At 29.1% G+C, this 18,873-nt stretch carries 16 protein-coding genes; 8 read left to right on the forward strand and 8 right to left on the reverse strand.

The window, feature by feature from the left end:
• The first annotated feature begins 18 nt into the window (after positions 1-18).
• The 3 genes from KAOT1_RS03065 to KAOT1_RS21815 are packed head-to-tail and all read left to right on the forward strand — an operon-like array spanning position 19 to position 5,220.
• Positions 19-3,741, forward strand: coding sequence for an nSTAND3 domain-containing NTPase (locus tag KAOT1_RS03065; RefSeq protein WP_007093221.1), 3,723 nt, complete (start codon positions 19-21; stop codon positions 3,739-3,741).
• Between the two features lie 2 nt (positions 3,742-3,743).
• On the forward strand, positions 3,744-4,508 hold the full coding sequence (locus KAOT1_RS03070) for a hypothetical protein (protein WP_007093222.1): 765 nt from the start codon (positions 3,744-3,746) through the stop codon (positions 4,506-4,508).
• Between the two features lie 25 nt (positions 4,509-4,533).
• The gene (locus KAOT1_RS21815) at positions 4,534-5,220 is read left to right on the forward strand and encodes a phospholipase D family protein (RefSeq protein WP_007093223.1); all 687 of its coding nucleotides are present in this window, start codon (positions 4,534-4,536) and stop codon (positions 5,218-5,220) included.
• Positions 5,221-6,010: 790 nt separating this feature from the next.
• Here the strand turns inward: KAOT1_RS21815 and KAOT1_RS23295 are convergent.
• From KAOT1_RS23295 to KAOT1_RS03100, 6 genes are all read right to left on the reverse strand, one after another.
• Positions 6,011-6,178 (reverse strand): hypothetical protein, encoded by a 168-nt coding sequence (locus tag KAOT1_RS23295; RefSeq protein WP_007093224.1) that lies wholly within the window; start codon positions 6,176-6,178, stop codon positions 6,011-6,013.
• 122 nt (positions 6,179-6,300) lie between these two features.
• On the reverse strand, positions 6,301-8,499 hold the full coding sequence (locus tag KAOT1_RS03080) for a peptidase domain-containing ABC transporter (RefSeq protein WP_157560015.1): 2,199 nt from the start codon (positions 8,497-8,499) through the stop codon (positions 6,301-6,303).
• Positions 8,500-8,510: 11 nt separating this feature from the next.
• Positions 8,511-9,029 carry a peroxiredoxin family protein gene (locus tag KAOT1_RS03085; protein ID WP_007093226.1) on the reverse strand — a complete coding sequence of 173 codons (519 nt, stop codon included), beginning with the start codon at positions 9,027-9,029 and terminating at the stop codon, positions 8,511-8,513.
• Positions 9,030-9,085: 56 nt separating this feature from the next.
• The gene (locus KAOT1_RS03090; RefSeq protein WP_007093227.1) at positions 9,086-9,718 is read right to left on the reverse strand and encodes a hypothetical protein; all 633 of its coding nucleotides are present in this window, start codon (positions 9,716-9,718) and stop codon (positions 9,086-9,088) included.
• A gap of 432 nt (positions 9,719-10,150) precedes the next feature.
• Positions 10,151-10,345 (reverse strand): hypothetical protein, encoded by a 195-nt coding sequence (locus tag KAOT1_RS03095; protein ID WP_007093229.1) that lies wholly within the window; start codon positions 10,343-10,345, stop codon positions 10,151-10,153.
• A 17-nt stretch (positions 10,346-10,362) separates the two neighbouring features.
• Complete coding sequence (locus KAOT1_RS03100) at positions 10,363-10,563, reverse strand: hypothetical protein (RefSeq protein ID WP_007093230.1); 201 nt, start codon at positions 10,561-10,563, stop codon at positions 10,363-10,365.
• Positions 10,564-11,123: 560 nt separating this feature from the next.
• On the opposite strand from KAOT1_RS03100, the gene KAOT1_RS03105 reads away from it, so the two are divergent.
• The 4 genes from KAOT1_RS03105 (at position 11,124) to KAOT1_RS03120 (ending at position 15,209) form a co-directional block, all read left to right on the forward strand.
• Positions 11,124-12,719, forward strand: a complete 1,596-nt coding sequence (locus tag KAOT1_RS03105) for a helix-turn-helix domain-containing protein (protein ID WP_162014332.1) — start codon at positions 11,124-11,126, stop codon at positions 12,717-12,719.
• Positions 12,720-12,842: 123 nt separating this feature from the next.
• Positions 12,843-13,046 carry a hypothetical protein gene (locus KAOT1_RS03110; protein ID WP_007093232.1) on the forward strand — a complete coding sequence of 68 codons (204 nt, stop codon included), beginning with the start codon at positions 12,843-12,845 and terminating at the stop codon, positions 13,044-13,046.
• Positions 13,047-13,169: 123 nt separating this feature from the next.
• Positions 13,170-14,705, forward strand: a complete 1,536-nt coding sequence (locus tag KAOT1_RS03115) for a S8 family peptidase (RefSeq protein ID WP_007093233.1) — start codon at positions 13,170-13,172, stop codon at positions 14,703-14,705.
• 3 nt (positions 14,706-14,708) lie between these two features.
• Complete coding sequence (locus tag KAOT1_RS03120) at positions 14,709-15,209, forward strand: hypothetical protein (protein ID WP_007093234.1); 501 nt, start codon at positions 14,709-14,711, stop codon at positions 15,207-15,209.
• A 253-nt stretch (positions 15,210-15,462) separates the two neighbouring features.
• On the opposite strand, the gene KAOT1_RS03125 is transcribed toward KAOT1_RS03120, so the two are convergent.
• Positions 15,463-16,281 (reverse strand): T9SS type A sorting domain-containing protein, encoded by an 819-nt coding sequence (locus tag KAOT1_RS03125; RefSeq protein WP_238528677.1) that lies wholly within the window; start codon positions 16,279-16,281, stop codon positions 15,463-15,465.
• A gap of 4 nt (positions 16,282-16,285) precedes the next feature.
• Positions 16,286-18,196, reverse strand: coding sequence for a BspA family leucine-rich repeat surface protein (locus KAOT1_RS21820; RefSeq protein WP_007093236.1), 1,911 nt, complete (start codon positions 18,194-18,196; stop codon positions 16,286-16,288).
• Positions 18,197-18,520: 324 nt separating this feature from the next.
• Between KAOT1_RS21820 and KAOT1_RS03140 the strand changes: the two genes are divergently transcribed.
• A complete protein-coding gene (locus tag KAOT1_RS03140; protein WP_162014333.1) occupies positions 18,521-18,871 on the forward strand; it encodes a LytR/AlgR family response regulator transcription factor in 351 nt (116 codons plus the stop codon).
• Positions 18,872-18,873 lie beyond the last annotated feature (2 nt).

Below are 18,873 nucleotides of genomic sequence, written 5' to 3' on the forward strand. Positions count from 1 at the left end.
TTTAAAATAATAAATTAAATGATTCAACTATCTAGCATTAAAGAGCGATTAAAGAATTTCAACGATACAGAATTTCAAGAGTTGTGTGACTCCTTTTTAGGTTTACGACATAGAGGTTACAAAGCTTACGCACGTAGTGGTGCTCACAATATAAAGCAAAAAACGACAATAGGTACTCCCGATTCCTTTTTCTTGATGCCTAATGGACGCTATTTATTTATTGAATCAACTACTATAGCTCATAAGGGTAACCAACTTTTAGATAAGTTAAAACAAGATATATCTAATTGTTTAAATAAAAAAAAAACAGGAATTCCTGTAAATAAAATACAAGAAATTATTCTTTGTTATAATTCTAATCTAACAGCTCACCAATTAGAAGAAGTTAATAAAGAAGCTATTGAAGTCATGGGAAAGCTTCCAACTCATAATAGTCTAAATTCATTAGCACATGAGTTATTTTTTCATCATAAAAATTTAGTACATCATTATTTGAAATTACCTCTTGATACAGGACAGGTTATTTTATTAGAAAAATTTATTGAAGAATATGACAATGGAAAACAGAAGCTCGCAACACCTTTGGCGGGAAAGTTTCTTCATAGAGTTGAAGAATTAAAAAAGGTTCAGCAAAACTTAAATTCAAATGATATAGTCATTATTTCAGGAGCATCGGGTGTAGGTAAGTCTAAATTAGCGTTACAAGCAATCAAAGAATTTTTAGAATTAAACTTAAACTATAATGCCTATGCTATCTCGCCCAAAGGAGCAGATATATTAGATGACTTGAGGAGTTATTTTGATACCAAAGAAAATAGTATTCTTTTTGTAGATGATGTTAATAGATTTGACAAGTTTGAGCAAATACTTGGGTTCTACGGAGAACTTAAAAAAGGAAAACTAAAGCTTATTTTAACTGTTCGCGATTATGCATTGGAAAATGTTAGAGATTGGTTAGCTCTTTATAAAAGTTCCATAATCAAAGTGAAAGGATTTAATGATGAAGAAATTAAAACAATCTTACAAGCTAAACCCTATGAGATTTTTAATGATATATATCAGCGTAAAATCTGTTCAATAGCTAAAGGAAATGCCAGACTTGCAGTTATGATGGCGATTATTGCTAAAAAAACTAATACATTAGATTTATTTAATGACGTTTCAGATTTATTTGAACAATATTTTCGAACTTTTACATATGATAAAGATTCTTTTAAAGATAAAAGAGTTTTAAAAGCATTGGGTATACTTTCGTTTTTTTACACACTACCTTATAATGATAATGAAATATTAGATTCAGTTTCAAATGCGTTTTCAATTTCTAGTGACGAATTACGAGAAGCTTTCGATGTACTGCATAATTTAGACTTTATTGAATTAAACTATCATCATGTTAGAATAGGAGAACAGAATCTTTCCACGTATTATTTTTATAAAGTATTTATAAAAGATAAATTATTGTCATTTGATTCGCTTTGGAGAAATTATTTCAATTCTCATCAACAAAGATTTAGAGATACACTATACCCAATTTTTCAAAATTTTAATAAAGATTTTTTTATTAGCCAGATAAAGCCTGTGTTACTTTCTTATTGGTTAAACATTGACAGTGAAAAAAGTGAAATAAGATTTTTGAAGTTTTCATGGGAATTCATTCCAAACGAATGCTTAACACATATTAATTCAATTATTGAAAAAAAGGAATACTCAAAAGTTACAGAGCTAAAGGTAACGTATGAGAGAAATGAATTTACTTCTACCTCAAATAGAGAAGTATACTTGGACTTACTTGCTAATTTTTTTAAAGATCAAGAATATAGTTTAGAAGCGATTGATACTTCTTTTGGGCTTATAGAACGAGAACCACGCCATCTATCACAATTGATTTACAGAATAGATCAAAACTTTTATTTTTCGGAAGAAGATTATAATTGTCAATTTAGAAGACAATCAGATTTAATAGATTACCTAATTACGAACTTAAACAAAGGAGAGTTGTATAAACTTTCCTTCTTAACAATCTCAAAAACTATACTAAGAGCATTACATTGGGAAGATAAAGAAAAAGCACCAAAAGAAGTTAGTAGAAGTTCAGTAAAGCAAATACGGCATAAGATTATAAAAACTATTTTAAGTCTCTATGAAATATTTCCAAGAGAATGCTATAATATAATATTTGATTTTTCAATTGAATCTACAAGATACAGTACTGATACAACCAAATTTGATCTTACTTATTTAATTCCATGGATAGATGCAAATTTAGATAAAAATAATTTTCAGCATTGTTATTATATTCAAGAACTGATCCGAGCTTGTATTAAAAAAAAATATATCCATGATGACTTTAAGCGATTAAAGCTATCATTTGAACACCCTACATATAAGATTTTTGAATTAGTTAATTGGAGTAGAAAAAGAGCAAAAGACAGTTATGATTTTGATAATTATAAAGAATTCGAGCAATTAAAGAAAATTGAAATTGAAGAAAATTTAACTTTCACATCGAAAAATGAAATAAAATCTTTCTTTCAACGATACATTAAAATTTTAGAATGGGATAAGATAAACCTTTACTCACAACATTATGTGATAAACATAATTATAACATCAAATTTGAAAAACGATAAAGAAATTGGATTTATTACGTTTTTAGAATTTGCTAGACTTAGGGATAAAGGCACTTTTAATTCTGAAGTCTTTGTTTCTTATGTAGCAACTGATGAGTTTACTATCGATTTAGAATTAACTGAGAGATTTTGGAAAATTATTGATTCTGAAAAATTAAATCAAAAGTGGAAAATTGATATACTTACAAGTTTACATGAAAAAGATATATCGGAAGAATATCTTCTTCGACTTTATACCTTTTTTAGTAATACTAATGTAGATTTTGGAATTGACCATAAGCGCCTCCAAAAATATGAGAAATTAGATTCTGATTTTTTTCTAAAAATAATCAGATTTACAGTTGAAAAAATTGAAAAAGAAAATTTAAAAATATGGATATATGAAGATTCTTTTATTGAAATAAGTAAATCGATAAAAGATATTAAACTTTTGAAAAAGGCTTATATCCAGCAAGGAAAGATTGACAGTCACTTTGACCATAGTGGAGAAGCCTTATTAATGATTTTGAAATCAGATTCGTATTTTCTTTTAGAATTAGTCAAAGAAACCTTGAAGGACAAAGACTACATCTATAAATCTGAAGAAAAAAAAGCATTATCTATTGTATGGGAATTACCGAATCCTACTGATGTAATGAACGAAATAGTAGAATATGCTATCAATATTGATGATTATTATTTTGCCATGGATCACTTTTTAAACACATTCTTTAAAAGATTAAATTCAAACATAAAAAAAGCTGATGACTATTTAATATATCTTATTAAGATTTATCACAGTCAACCAAAAATAATAGATATTGTTTTTAATATTATTTACAAGTCAAGAAAAGAATTATTTGAAAGGGCATTTATCGTATATATTAGAAAAAATCAAAATCTCGAAAATTTCAAAAAAATTCAATGGCTTGATAGGCAAATAATTTATTCTGGTGATGCAATTGTTGGAGCAATTAAAGCGGGTAAATGGGAAAGACTTTTAAATCTTATTGAAAAAACAAATCTTGGAATGAAAACACTTTCTATAAAAAGATATATTAGACAAAAAATAGACGATCAACTTCAAAAAGCTGAATATGAGAAAAAAAGAAAATTTATCAATAAATTTTAATTATGAAAGAAGCCATAGACCTACTCAACAGTACAGGAAAACTCAACTTAACTTTTCTTATTCTAGCAATACTCAGTATTGTCTTAGCTATCTATTTTTACATTAAATCTAAAAAAGAGAAAAAGCCTGTATATAGCCTACAGACTACTAAGTTAATTGAAAATAATATTTCTTCAATAGAAAAATTAAATATTTCATTTGCGGATAAGCCCGTTAAAAATTTATCTGTCACAAAATTAGCCTTTTGGAACGCAGGTAAACAATCCATAAGAGATAACGACTTTGTTCAAGCTGATCGTTTAAGAATTTTACCGATTGATGATTTTACAATTTTTGATTACAAGGTTGACTTTGAAAATAATCTAAACAATGTCAAGGTCAAACAAAAAAAAGATTCTTCTTTAATTATTACATTTGATTATTTAGACTTAAATCAAGGAATAATTTTATCAATTTTTCATAATGGGAATGCCAATAAAAGTATTGTTATTAAGGGATCTTTCATAGGCTCTAAAAAAGTTTCTAGAAGTAAGGAACGAAAACGTCTTTCATATTTTATTGAAAATAATTTATTTTATAATTTCATAATTGAGCCACCAAAAATGTATCCAATTTTATTATTTTTTTTTAGAATTATTTCAATTTTTATATTAATTCCCTATTTCATTTTTATATTTCTTCCCTGTGCGATTTTGGATGGAATCTATGATTCTATACTTAATAAATCTCCGAAAAAATTCCATTTATACAAAGACACCGAAGAATAAATAACTAAATAAAACAATACTACAATTGAAAGTAATAGGAACTACCAAAATTTCGTATGAAATAGAACAGATACTAGATAAATCGGATGATTATCTGGTTCTTGTATCTCCGTATTTCAAATTAACTCAAAGATTAAAAGTAAGACTATCCGATGCTTTTAAAAGCGTAGATAATGTTTTTCTACTATATAGAGAAAATGAAATTAAATATCAAGAATTGAATTGGTTGAAATCTTTTTCAAATGTGAAGATTTTTGCAATTAAAAATCTTCACGCAAAAATATATTTGAATCAAGAATATGCTTTAATTTCTTCAATGAATTTGTATGAGTATTCACAAATTAATAATCACGAAGTAGCGGTTATGATTGAGCGTTGGGAAGATTCAGAGGCTTTCGAGGACACTTTGAATGAAATACGAATCATATTAGCTTCACAATATGATGAAACGTGTTTTGATGTAGTTCTTGAAAGCATGCAAGACTATTCTATGGGAGCCTTATTTTATGAATTAAATGATAAATATACATTTGGAAACTATAGAAAACGTTCACAAGCTTTATATGAGTTTATATGTGATAGAGCTAGAGAATTAACAAATTTCAAAGAATTTGAATTGTATCAAGATAAAACAGCAATTTTAAGGGCAACTAATCTGGGTAAAGCTAGATATACATTTCTTGAAGAAAAGTTGAAAAAATACGCTAATTAAAAGAGAAGGGTTTTTTAAAAATATATTAAGTTATACTACCGTATTTTAAAAGAAATTATCGAAAAAGGAGCTTCGATGAATAAATTCAATTCAAAAACCAGAACAATCATTCAGATAAATTAATAGTCTCAAGCGTTTTTTTAGTTATTAATTATTAATAAACTGATAATCACAAAAATCACGATAAATACTATCGCAGTTAAAAATCCAGCAATAAATCCTTTTAAGAATTGTAATCTATTCATATTAAAAAATATATGTATTTCATACTTTTATGATAACAAGGCGGACTAACTAACCATCGTAAGAACCGCCCTGTCTGACTAACTAATAGTTAAATTAGACACAGGTTATTACTCTAACCCGATCATAAACATACTGACGAAACTACAATCAACCCCAAATTGATAAATAGTTCCCTGCCAAAAACTTTTGAAAGGAAAAATCAGTATGTTTTATTTTTAGTGGCAAAGCGACAGCACCTTATCATACATAATTGTCGCTTTGCACTAAAAGAGTAAGCAAATGTAAAACTCACTCTAAACACCTCTTGAATGTTGACACTTGTATTGCAAAAAGTGCCTTTTTGCTGTTAGGGAATAGAAAAAAAACATTCCAAGCGTGTTATTTAATTTCCTTTTAAGCAAAGCGACTACAATTCAGCTATCGCTTTGCTAGAGTTATTACCCCAAAACTCCATTTTACATACCTTCTCAGTGACAAGTTAATAACCAAATTTTGAGACTGATGTATACAATTCATAAGAATCATAAACGGCATGTATGATGTATTACTTCTTTAAGTTTTTGTTTCTTAATTCCTTTTCAATTTCATCGTCCACTTCATTTTTTTTCATTTTCTTTCTATTTTGTTTTACATAGAAGTATCGTATGATAAATAGTATAATGATAGCTTCCATTGCGTAAATAGCTACCAAAAATTGTGTCTCACTAACCATAAATGTTTGTGTTATGTTAAAAGGCTATCAATAACAATTGGTTAGACTAAGTGGAACACTCTGCCAAAAATTTAAGTAGGTAAAGATGAATCAAACATATTTTTATTCTTCATTTGAATAGGTTATAAAATTTCACTAATAGCGTCTTTTTCCTCTAACAGTTGCGTCCAAAAATCACTGTAAAAATTAGACGTTTCTAACAATTCTTTATGTGTTCCGTGTACTTTTGTTTGTCCCTGTTCTATGACATAAATACGATCAGCTATTTGTTTTAAAGAATGTAGTCTGTGCGATATAAAAATGATGCTCAACTTAGATTTTAATCGTCTTAATAATTGCAATACAAAATATTCTGTTTTACGATCCATAGCGGAAGTAAACTCATCTAATATGAGTAATTGAGGTTTTTTATAAAGTGCACGAATAAGTGCAAGTATCTGTTTTTGTCCACCTGATAAGTTGACACCTTCTTTGCCTAATATGGTGGCATATCCTTGTGGTAAACTTTGTATAAAATCTTCAAAACCATATTCTTGAATAAAATTATGAACATCTTCAAAGACAGCTTGTTCGCCTAATAAAATATTGTCAAGTACATTTCCTGAAAAAAGGGTAATTTCTTGTGGTATTACTCCAATAATAGTTCGCCAATCTTTTGTAGCTACTTCTGCTAAAGGAATCGTATTATTAATAGTAATCGTACCGCTTTCAAAAGCATAAAACTTTTGAATGATTTGTCCTAATGTACTTTTCCCACTTCCACTTTCTCCAACAATTGCAATACATTGGTTTTTATCAATACGCATTGAGATATTATTTAGCAATTGTTTTCTTCCTGCAAATCGGAAGGAAACATTGGTAAGTGTTAATGATTCAAAGTTTAAAAGAGAAGTTTTTCCTGAAGCTTCTTTTTCAATAGAAGCAAACTCATACATTCTATTAAAAGCTACTTTTGCTTCATTGATAGGAATAGCAACCAACGCCAAACTTGCAACTGCGGGAAGCAAAGAACTTGCAATACCTAAAACAGCTGTTAGTTCGCCAATAAGCATCAATTCATTATAAACTCTAAAAGAAGTGAATATAAGGATTCCCATTAAAAAAATCACGCCAAACACACCTGAGATTAGAGATAAACGAACATTTATCTTTCCAAGAACAAAAGCCTTTTCCTGAAAATTACCGTAGATCAACTGATTGATTTTTTTAAAAATAGACTGTTTATTGGTATTCTTTATCGTAGCAATTCCTTGCATAGAAGTAATATAATTGCTTTCATTCATCGCATAGCCTTGCATGACTTCTTTTTGTGCTTTGATAATTTTAGAATTAAAACGGTACATCAAAAAGAAATAAAACGGTAAGCTAACACTAGCAATTAAGCCTACTTGCCATGAGTAATAAAATAGAAAGCCTAAAGAAACTATAGTAACAAGTGCGTTAATAACAATATTACCGATAACGGTTTTTATCACGTTTTGCACACGTTGTGTGTCATTGAGTCTAGCAACGAGTTCTCCAATCTTTCGAGTGTCAAAAAATGGTTTTGGTAGGTGTAATAATGAGCCGTAAAAACGATCAATAATACGGTTGTTAAAATCTTTGCTTTGTCGTATCAAAAAATAATCACGTAGACTGCTAAAAAACGTTCTTATCAGTAATAACAGTGTAATGAGTACCATACTCAATACTAGCATTTTCGTATCTTTTGAAGGTAATATATCATCAATAAGCTTTTGTGAAAATACAGCCATACTCATTCCTAAAATAGCAATACACAAACCAAGCAATATGCTAAACTTTATCAATCTTAAATCAGGTTTTAACACACCTAAAAACCATTGTCTTTTAGAATTTGCTTTTACGGTTGCTTTTACAAAATATTCATTTGGGTATAGCGTTAAGCACGTTTTTGATTTCCAAATAGCTGATAGTTCCTCTTTTGTGTAGTAGCATAATCCTTTTGCGGGATCGCCAATGATAAACTTGTCATTCTCAAAACCATAGCAAACAACATAATGCTGTAACTTATCTTGAATAACTACATGCAATATAACAGGTTGTTTATGATCTATAAGTGCCTGTAAGTCGGCTTCACAGCCTTCTGCGGTAAAACCAATTTTATTGGCAGACTGATGCAATCCTAATAACGTAGTTCCTTGCTTGTTTGTTCCGCTAAGTTCACGAAGCTTCTCCAAAGTACTACTTCCTTCATAAAGTTGAATAATAGAAAGTAAACAAGCAACACCACAATCATTTTGATCGTGTTGTAATACTAATGTCTTTTGAATTTTTTTCTTTATAATGGTTGCTGATTTCATAGTGAACATAATTAGTGATGAATGACTTTTAAAATTCCGCTGGCATTAAGCTGTCCGTTATGCTTTTTGAGTAGTCTTTGTGATGCATCGTAAATGATTACTGTTGGAATAGATGCAATATCCAATTCAGTACTAAGTAGACTATTGTTATCATGTAAAAATGTAATATTGGGTTGAATGTTTAATTGATAATGTGATGCAAAGCTTTGAATGGTATCAACAGGTTCTGACGATATAAATAGAAACTGAATCTTTTCAAATTTGTGAAGTTCTTCGTGAATACTTTCCGCTTCATGCTGGCAAAAATCACATTCAGAATTAAAAAAGATAAATACAGTAGCTTTGTCTTTTTGTAAATCTTTCTTAGAAAAATAGGTGCTATCGGAAGTCATTAAACTGAAATCAGGCACATATTCTATATGTTTTGCAGTTGCTTTTTTTTCTTCAAGATTGATAGAAATATGATATAAGAAGTAACCTAAAGTAGCTACTACAGCTACAATGGTTATTAAACCAAGTATTTTTTTCATTGTTATATGTGTGTTGAAAGATTCAAAAATTTACAATCCAAATTCATAATGCTGAATTAGCTTAGATGAAGGGTTAAAAAGACCACACCAATAATCCAGATAACAAGTGCAACACCATAACTACTTGCTACAATGGTAAAACTCTTACCTATATTTTCTTTGAGTTGTTTCCCTATAAAAAATGCTAGTAAACACCAATAGGCAATTTCAAAAACATTAAATGTTTGTAGTGGATATACAAACCAAGCTTCCATACCTTTATATCCTACAACTGATAATGCTGATAGTGGATAAAAATATTGTACATCTTCTAGTGTGTAGTTGGGAACTAAAAAATACAACCAAACCGTTTTTACAACGATTACCAACAGAAAGATAAATTCTGCCTTTACCACAGCTCTAAAGATTTGTTTGTATTTGATTTTTTTATCAAAGAAAAACATACCAATATCAAGGATTAGGGCAATTACTGAAATTTTAATAAGCAATAGCAACGGTACAGCCACATAACCAACCCATTGCCATTTGTCTTGAAAGGCTAACGTTTCTTCTAGCTGTTCTTGAGTATAGATATCAGCTAATGAATTCATAAGTAAAGTTTCTGTACCTAACACACCTTGTGAAATAATACCAAAACATAAGACAAAAAAGGCGAGTAATACGAAATATATTGAAGTATTAAGTTTCATTTTTTTTAGTTTTTATTTGCTTGAAATAAGCATAAGTTGTGCTTGCTTTACCAATAATTGATAAAGTTAATTGTGTGATTTTCTAAAGATTATTAAGAATTATTCTTCTTTCGTGATATTACTATAAAAATATGATTTGAGTACTCAGAACAATCAAAGCGAATAGTATTTGTGAAATGTGATAGTCTAATATTATAACTATAAAAGAATATTATTTTTTCTTTTTTCCTTCCATATATATAAGGATTATAATAACTCCACCCATTATATATAATATAGGCTTATATGAACCTAAGCTAATAATTTTAAACATATTTAAAAATAAACATGTAAGTAAAATTATACTCAAAGCAAGAATCACTTTTTTCATCATTTGTAAATTTTTTAAAAAAATAGAAGATCCATATTGAATCTTCTATTTTAGTTGATTAATTATGTAGCTATAGCACATCCAACACTTACTACACCCATTACTATTGCTGCTGTTTGACCAACTGCAGGTACCCAACCTAGAGCAAATGCTAGTCCATAAATCCCACTAACAGTTGAAAATCCGTCGCAAAATCCATCAACGAAATCATTTCCTCCTTCTATTAATTCTAATTCTTGTATTTGTAATGTTTTCATTTTTAAAGTTTTTTAGATTAAAAAATTTCAATATTGCACGCGCCTGTTAGAGAAATGAAAGTTCCTCCTAAAAGCCCTACGAAAGCTCCTATCGCAAATCCAGCAGGACCAGCCATAGCACCAGCTACAACTGCGCCAACCATGAATCCGTTGCCCTCATCGACACAATCTGAACCGCCTTCAAACTTTAATAATTGATTTAATTCTAGTTTTTTCATAAAGATACTAATTAAAAAATTTTCCTACTCTTTCGTTTTTCGGAATCCACGGCTTGTTTTTTGGTTGTTTAGTTTTTAATTTTTCATTGTTTGTGCACCAACAACTATAAAAAACTATCAACTAAGAACCACTTTTAGGAAAGCATTCCTTATTTTACATTTGCCGTGATACTCATTTTATAAAATTTGTATCTTTACACTCTTATCATGTGAGCAAATGTTAATTTGTTTATATTCTGACTCTCACTTATTCGTTGTTCGTGGGAGTCTTTTTTTATTATTACTTTTCTTTCAATCAAAATAATCTTTTATTTTAGCTGTTAGATTTTTTTGATGATGTAAATATAGATATGAGATTCAAAAAAATAAAATCAAGTTATACGCTTTTTTAAAAATCAGTATTGATTTTTTTAAAAAAACCACAATAATACATTAGATTTAATTAAATGATTATCAGGAGTTTATTAGTCTTTTTTTGTATATTTTGTTTTCTAAGCACCAATGCATCTATTAATGATTCTTTAGCACAAAAATCCTATTGGTATTTATATGATAAATTTTTGAAAAACACCAATAATGATACATTGTATGCTATTTACAGTCAATATTATATAGACAAAGCTATAAAGGAAAAAGATACCCAAAATATAGTTAGAGGATATTATCTAATCACTTTAGAAGATAAAGATGAATATGCAAAGTATTTAGATAGTTTAGTAAAGTATTCGAAGCTTACAAACCACGATTACTTTTTGTGGAATGGTTTTTATGGTAAAGGACGTTACTACAAGAGGAAACGAAATTTTCAACAAGCATGTGAATATTATATTAAAGCATATAAATTAGCTCGAAAAATTAATGAAGCTGAATTGTTAGATATTTCAGTTGTTTCTTTAGGTTTAGTTAGAGAACGTATAGGCAAGCATAATGAAGCTCTGAAAGATTATAAAAAGAGTTATCTATATACTAAAGAATTAATAAATGACAAATTACCCGACTCTAGTAATTTGTCAGATTTCGAGTCTTATCTACATTCTTTAAATTTATTAGCAAACTCTTATAGACTTAATTCAATTTTGGATTCTGCAAAATTTTACAACAGAGAAGTCCTAAATTATGAGAATTATTCTTGGTCTAAAGAATATGTAAATAAAGCTTCTCTGAATATGTCTGAAATATTTTTTGATGAAAAAAGATTTGAATTAGCAATTAAATATGCGTCAAAAACAATTCCTCTGTTTAGTAAAAGTAACAATTTGAAAAGTATTGCTGCGAGTTATTATATTATAGGAATGTCAGAGATAAAACTAGATAATGAATCAATTGGAATAAGCTACTTAACAAAAATGGATAGTATTTTTAATTTAGAAAATAATTTATACCCTCCGTTAAGATCAGCTTACGAAACCCTAATAATTCATTACAAGAAAAAAAATGATCTAAAAAAACAATTATATTATACAGAGCAAATAATTAAATTTGATAGTATCGTATTTAAAGATTACCAATACATATCGGAAGGAATTACTCAAAAATTAGATAGACCAGAATTATTAGAACAAAAAAAAATATTAGAGAATAAATTAAAAAAATCAAACAATAAAATTTACCTATGGATAATATTCGTATTCATTTTATTAGCGTTATTAGGTTATGAAACCTACAGAAGAAAAAAATTGACTAAAAGGTATTTAGAAAAATTTGATAATTTGATAAAACAAATTGACCAAAATAAAAATAATAAAGAGCCTAAGAAATTAAGTAAAACTCTAGAAATAAACACAAATGAAAGCCTTGGTATTAATATTGAGGTGGTAGAAAATATACTTAAATCCTTATCAGAGTTTGAACTTTTAGAAGAATATACAGACTCTAATCTCACAGCCACAAGTCTCGCAAAAAAAATCGGTACTAATGCAAATTATCTTGGTAGGGTAATTAAATATAAATATGACTTAAGCTTTCGTAACTACATTAATAATTTAAGAATAAATTTAGCTTTAGATAAATTACGCAATACTAAAGAATTCAAAAAGTTTTCTGTTTATGCTATGGCTAAAGAGGTTGGATTTAAGAACTCAGAACCCTTTTCTAAAGCATTTAAGGGTCGCACAGGTAATTATCCTTCTGAATTCATAGAAAAACTAAAAAACTGATTAACAGCATTTTAATTCAAAATTTGATCGTATTTTTAAAAATCAGTATGCTATATAATATTATTTAAATTTTCAAACTGATTTTTTTTAATATTTGTAAACAATAATTTAATATATATTAATATGAGATCAATAGAATTTTTAAAGACTTATGAAGTCAAGGAAATCGAAAAAATTTTAGGAGGAAGTGATGATGATGGTAGTGGTCCAGGACCAGGAGACGACAAACCTAAAAAACCTAAACCTCCAACTCCTCCTCCAAGTCCAAGCATTCCATTTCCTGTTCCTCCACCAAAACCACCTTCAAATACACCTACTGTTGGGTAATTAATATTAAATGTAATAAAAGGCTATTAATCAATTATTTTGTATTATTAGCCTTAAAATTTTATACCTATTTTGAAAACAAGATATTTTATTACTTTTATTTTCATTTTTTTGGTCAAAAACATGTCAGCTCAAAATCAATTTAATGAAGCATGGTGGATGCAAAGCAGAAATGATACTTTGCCATCTGTTAATTTACTGCAAATCAAAACACTTTTGAATTCTGACATAAATCAATCAAAGAAAGTAATTATTGCTGTACTTGACTCTGATGTTGATATAAATCATAAAGATTTGAAACCTTTTTTATGGAAAAATAAAAAAGAAACCCCAAATAATGGTATCGACGACGATAAAAATGGATATGTAGATGACATATATGGATGGAATTTTCTTGGTAAAGAGGATAGTGAAAAAAGTTTAGAATATACTAGAATGGAAGAAACACGAATTCTATCTAAATACTCCAAAGAAAAATTAAATAGATTGTTTTATAGAAAAAAAGTTCCATATAATTATCACATGGTTAAGTCATCTTATGATACTATTTTAAAAGATTTAAAGGAAGATTTAGAATTATATAAAAACATTCATAGTGGTTATTCTCAAGTAGTTGATACTTTAAAAAGTATTTCCAAATATAAATACATAACTTTAGATAATATTGATAATATAAAGTCTGACGATGTATATATAAATCAATGTATAGCATATGCAAAGGATTTGCTTCAACAAGGCTATACATATGAATTGATTAAAAGTATTTTAGATTATAAAGTTAATGGTATTAAAGTATGTATGAATTTACAATACGACAACAGAGTTCTAGTAGGGGACAAACCTTATGACTTCTGCGATGCTAATTATGGAAATTCTTTAAATGGTAAAATGGCTTCAAAAATAGATCATGGTACAAAAGTATCTGGTGTTATCGCTTCAGTTTTACATGCTTTAGACTACAAGAAAAGTATAGAAATAATGCCATTGTGCATTACAGGCATAGGAGATTTTCTGGATAAAGACTTAGCTTTAGCTATACGATATGCTGTAGATAATGGTGCAAGAATTATAACACTTTCTCAAACTAAAACTTTCTCTTTAAATGACAAGAAAGTAAAAAAAGCTATGAAATATGCACAAAAGAAAGGTGTTTTAATTATTAAATCTGCGGGCAATGAAAATTTGAATTTAGATAACACATTAAGATTTCCAAACGATGTAAGTAAAAGAGGAAACGAAGTACTCAAAAATTTATTAATAGTTGGAGCTTCAGGAAAAACATTAGAAACAATAAAAGATGAGGATTCAAATTATGGAATGAAGAATGTAGATATATTTGCTCCTGGAATTGAGATCAATACATTAAAACCTGATAATGAATATACAGAGGGAAGCGGTTCATCCTATTCTGCTCCGATAGTATCTATTATCATTGGTTTAATTTATTCAAAATATCCAAACCTAACCGCATCTGAAGTAAAGCAAATTATTATGGAATCAGGAGTGTCTTACAATATCATGGTCAATAAACCATCTTCTAATAAAGAAAAAGAATTAGTTCCTTTCAGCTCATTATCAAAATCTGGAAAAATAGTCAATGCTTACAATGCGCTACTTATGGCAGAAGAAGTTTCTAAAAAGAAGAAAAACAAAAAATAAACTATGTATCTTATCTGGAGACTTATCAACACGGCTTTCTTTATTCTATTTTTCGGATTGGTGCTTACACTATTCACCAAAGGAAAAAAGCTATTCAACAACCAATACGGAAACGCTATTATCGTAGTATTTGTAATAGGTGTTATTGGAATGCTTGGCGCAAAAGAACGAGACTTTAAAAATGAATACATCATTAACAAAGACATCAAAGGGCACAATGTACGAATGCCGAGCATTACCCTTGAAGATAATATTCCGTTTGACATTCATTTATCTGTAGGTTTCAAAAAAGATGCTTCAGGGAAATTAATACCTAGTTATAGTAGCAGTGATATGTCAGGATATCTAAATGGTCACGTATGGGAATTTCGATATGCAAACATTAGTAGATTAAATGAAGAAGAATTTTCATATATGGTCACAGGTTCGATGCATTGGCATTTATTTGGAATCAAAGTCTACTCACAAAGCAAAACTTTTGAAGGAACATTCAGTATTGAATAATGAAAATAGCAACAATCAAAACATAAAATTTTTCCCGCTACATATTTAATATTTCAAAAAGGCTTTTCCAAGTTATGGAAAAGTCTTTTTAATTTTCTATGCAACTATTTTTAAGCTTTTAGCTAGCTTGTGTACACTTCAAATTATATAAAATAGAACTTTATAAATCTAAGTTAAATACACAATACAGATTTTATCGAATGCTTATGCACGAGAGTCGTAGAGATTGAAAAATATATGGGGGCTTATTTCATCATTTTACAATAAGCTTTTTAGTAGTTTTTATATCATCAGATGAGATTGTAATCAGGTATAAGCCTGACGCAATGTTACTTACATCTATTGTATTATCTGGTGATAATTGCATGGCAATTTGTTTCCCTGCGTTATCATATACTTCAATTTTTATCTCATTTACAGCTTGCGGTAATTGAATTTTTACAATGTCACTTGCTGGATTTGGATATAATGATAATCCAGATAGTATGTTATCTTCCTCTACAGATAAGGTAGCTAAGTTGAACGAAGATGGCGCAGTTACAGCTGCTGCATTTGGATCAACAACATTTGTATATTGTGCCATTCCATCATCAACCATATCAGCTTGCATGAATGATTTTAAAGGTGTTACCGAATTTGCTAATGCAGAATTATTCTCAAGTATGTAGATGGTACCTGCAGTTGGGTTTCCATTTACTGTAAATGTATACATATTAGAGTTTGTTCCTGCAGAAGGAGCTGGTAAGTTTACAGGACTTCCTAAGGTTTCTGTAATTAGATATCCATCAATGCTTGACATCCCGACATTGTTTCCTTCAAAAAATGTTGCACTTGCCCCATTTCCTAGCGATGAATTTGTTGTAATAGTTACACCATCAGGAACGATGACTGTAAATCCGTAACTTTGTACCGCAGTCGCAAAATTGTTAGCACTTGGGTTTGGAACAGCTTGTATTGTAAAGCTATATCCTCCGTTGTGCATTAATGTATATGTGTAGCCATCTTGAGCATTTAACTGAAAAGATAAGAAACATATAAGACTTGTTATTAATATTTTTATTGAATTTTTCATAAGGTTAATTTTCTGGTAATTGTTCTTGAATTTGATAAGTACTAAAGTTTAGGAAATTTTCTGGATGTGCTAATACATTTTGTAACAGCACAGGCGTATCAGGGGAAGTACCTGTATATTGAGTGCCTCCATCTAGATTGACATCATGTACATTGTATCCGTTCACTACATAGGTAGGGAAATTTAAAAAGTTTCCTGGGTCATTTAATACTTCAGATAGTATACTTGGCGAGTCTGCATTTGCTCCAGCATACTGAATAAATGTGTCACTGTTTACATTTCCTGCCCATAATGCCATGTTTCCATTTGATAGTTGTACTTGTGCATTACTACCAAAAGTTGTTATTGATGCGTCATAGAAGTTAACTGTAGTAGCTGTAGAACTTAACGCAATTGTATTCGATGACATAATACTTAAATGATTTCTATGGTGTACTGCAATATAATAGTTAGCACTTGATACATTGAATGATAGAGCAGAAGTACCATCTACGGAAACTATATCTCCATCGCGTTGTAAAAAGGCAGATTGTGATTGAACAATAGTAGTGTTATCTACATCATCTCGCAATTCAACCCAGATCCAATCTACAATAGCATTATTTCCTGTTACATTAAAAACAGTTGGGTTACAAGTCAACATGTCTGCATACGGACTTGTTGTTGGAATTAAACTGGCAATACGTAAATCATCACGCATTAAAGTTTCTTCTCCAATATTTGGATTTAATGCGGCTCCTTGAAGATATACATTTGCTTCTAAAATAAGGTCACAACTTAATCCTGTTTCTAATCCTGCATCTGTAATAATCCAATTATTTGGTGCACTGGTCAATATATCACGTGCGATATCTGCTGAACAGTTGTAATTAATACCGTGTGCACCTAAAGTTACATTAGGGTTAACTGTTTGTGTAGACCAACCAATGAGAGTATTACTATAATTTACTGTAGAAAGGCCTGAGTCCCTAAACATATTAGAAAAAGATGTAACATTCTCAATATTCCAAGATGATAGATCTTGATTAAAAATGATAGCATCAAAAAACATAAGTGACATATTTGTCGCGGAAGAGGTATCCCAACTGCTTATATCTTGATTAAAGCTTTCGGCACTTCCAAACATTCTTGTAAAGTCAATTACATTACTTACGTCCCAGTTGCTAATGTCCTGATTAAAATTAACGTTGTTGTTAAACATTCTAAGCATAGAAGTTACGTTACTCACGTTCCAATTGCCTATATCCTGATTAAAAGGACATAAGCTAAACATCCATGCCATATCTGTGACATTACTCACATCCCAACTACTAATGTCTTGATTAAAATCTGACCCAGCAAACAACCAAGACATATCCGTAACATTGCTCACATCCCAACCACTTATATCTTGATTAAATGATGTACCTCTAAATAAACTTTCCATGTTAGTAATAGTACTTACATCCCAATTAACTATGGATGTATTAAATGTAGTTGGGCCCAAAAACATGCGAGTTAAATCCGTAACATTGGATAAGTCAGGTATGTCAGTTGCATTGTAAGATAAATTTTGACAATTAGAAAAGGCGTGAGCCATACTTGTCCATTGTTGGTTTCCCCATTGGTCAATTGATATAAGCTGGTTTAATGTGTTTGTAGCATTATTATTATTAACATAAATTCTTGGAAATGTACCACTTATAGATACTTGGTAATTACCTGGTAATGTGTAGGTGTGTGTAATATTACCAGTTACACCCGTAGAAAAGTTACCATCGCCCCAATTTACATCGTAGTTGTAAGTTTCACCAGGAAATGTTGGTATTGTTATTAACTCGTTGTTAGCTGTTGTTTGCCATGTAGTGATAAAGTCCTGTGCTAAAGCAAAATTTTGACTGCATATTAAAATTATTGTTAAGTAAAGTTTTTTCATAATAGTTAAATTTAAAATTTAATGATGCCTAAGTATTTTAGAATATGCAGAGAGAAACTGTTTACACTAAAACAACATTGCAATTTTCATAATTATTTTAAAACAAATAAATTGAGTTAATAAATGTTGTTTTATAGGTATAATCGTATTTTTTTATAGTGTATCTGTTTTTTACTCTAAACAATTAGTGTTAAGTCAAAGAAATAACAAGTTTTATGTGTCTTATAATCAAGGATTAAGCTATTCTCCTATTTTTAAGAAATAAATGATAAAAAACTTTTTAAAAAAAAACTTTATTTTAGCATAAAATTTGAAATTTTGACTTTGGGTTTTTCTACAAATAAGGATAACAATCAATTAAAAATACTAGCTATTCCTTCTACTAACAAAATTGATTTGATAGATGTTAAATCAATTCTTTATTTTGAGGCCGATGGTAAATATACCAATGTGCATTTAATTGATAGGAAAATACTATCTAGTAGAAATCTTGGTGCGTATGAAGATTACTTGAAGAATAATCCATTTTTAAGAATACATAATAAATATATCGTAAATGTAGAGATGATAAAAGAGATTCGTTTGGATACTTATATTTGTATTTTAAAGAACGATATAGAGTTAATTATTTCCTCAAGAAAAATGAAAGTAGTAAAAAAATTTTTTAAAATGTAATT

Origin of the sequence: Kordia algicida OT-1, from assembly GCF_000154725.1 — a bacterium.
Lineage (GTDB): Bacteria > Bacteroidota > Bacteroidia > Flavobacteriales > Flavobacteriaceae > Kordia > Kordia algicida.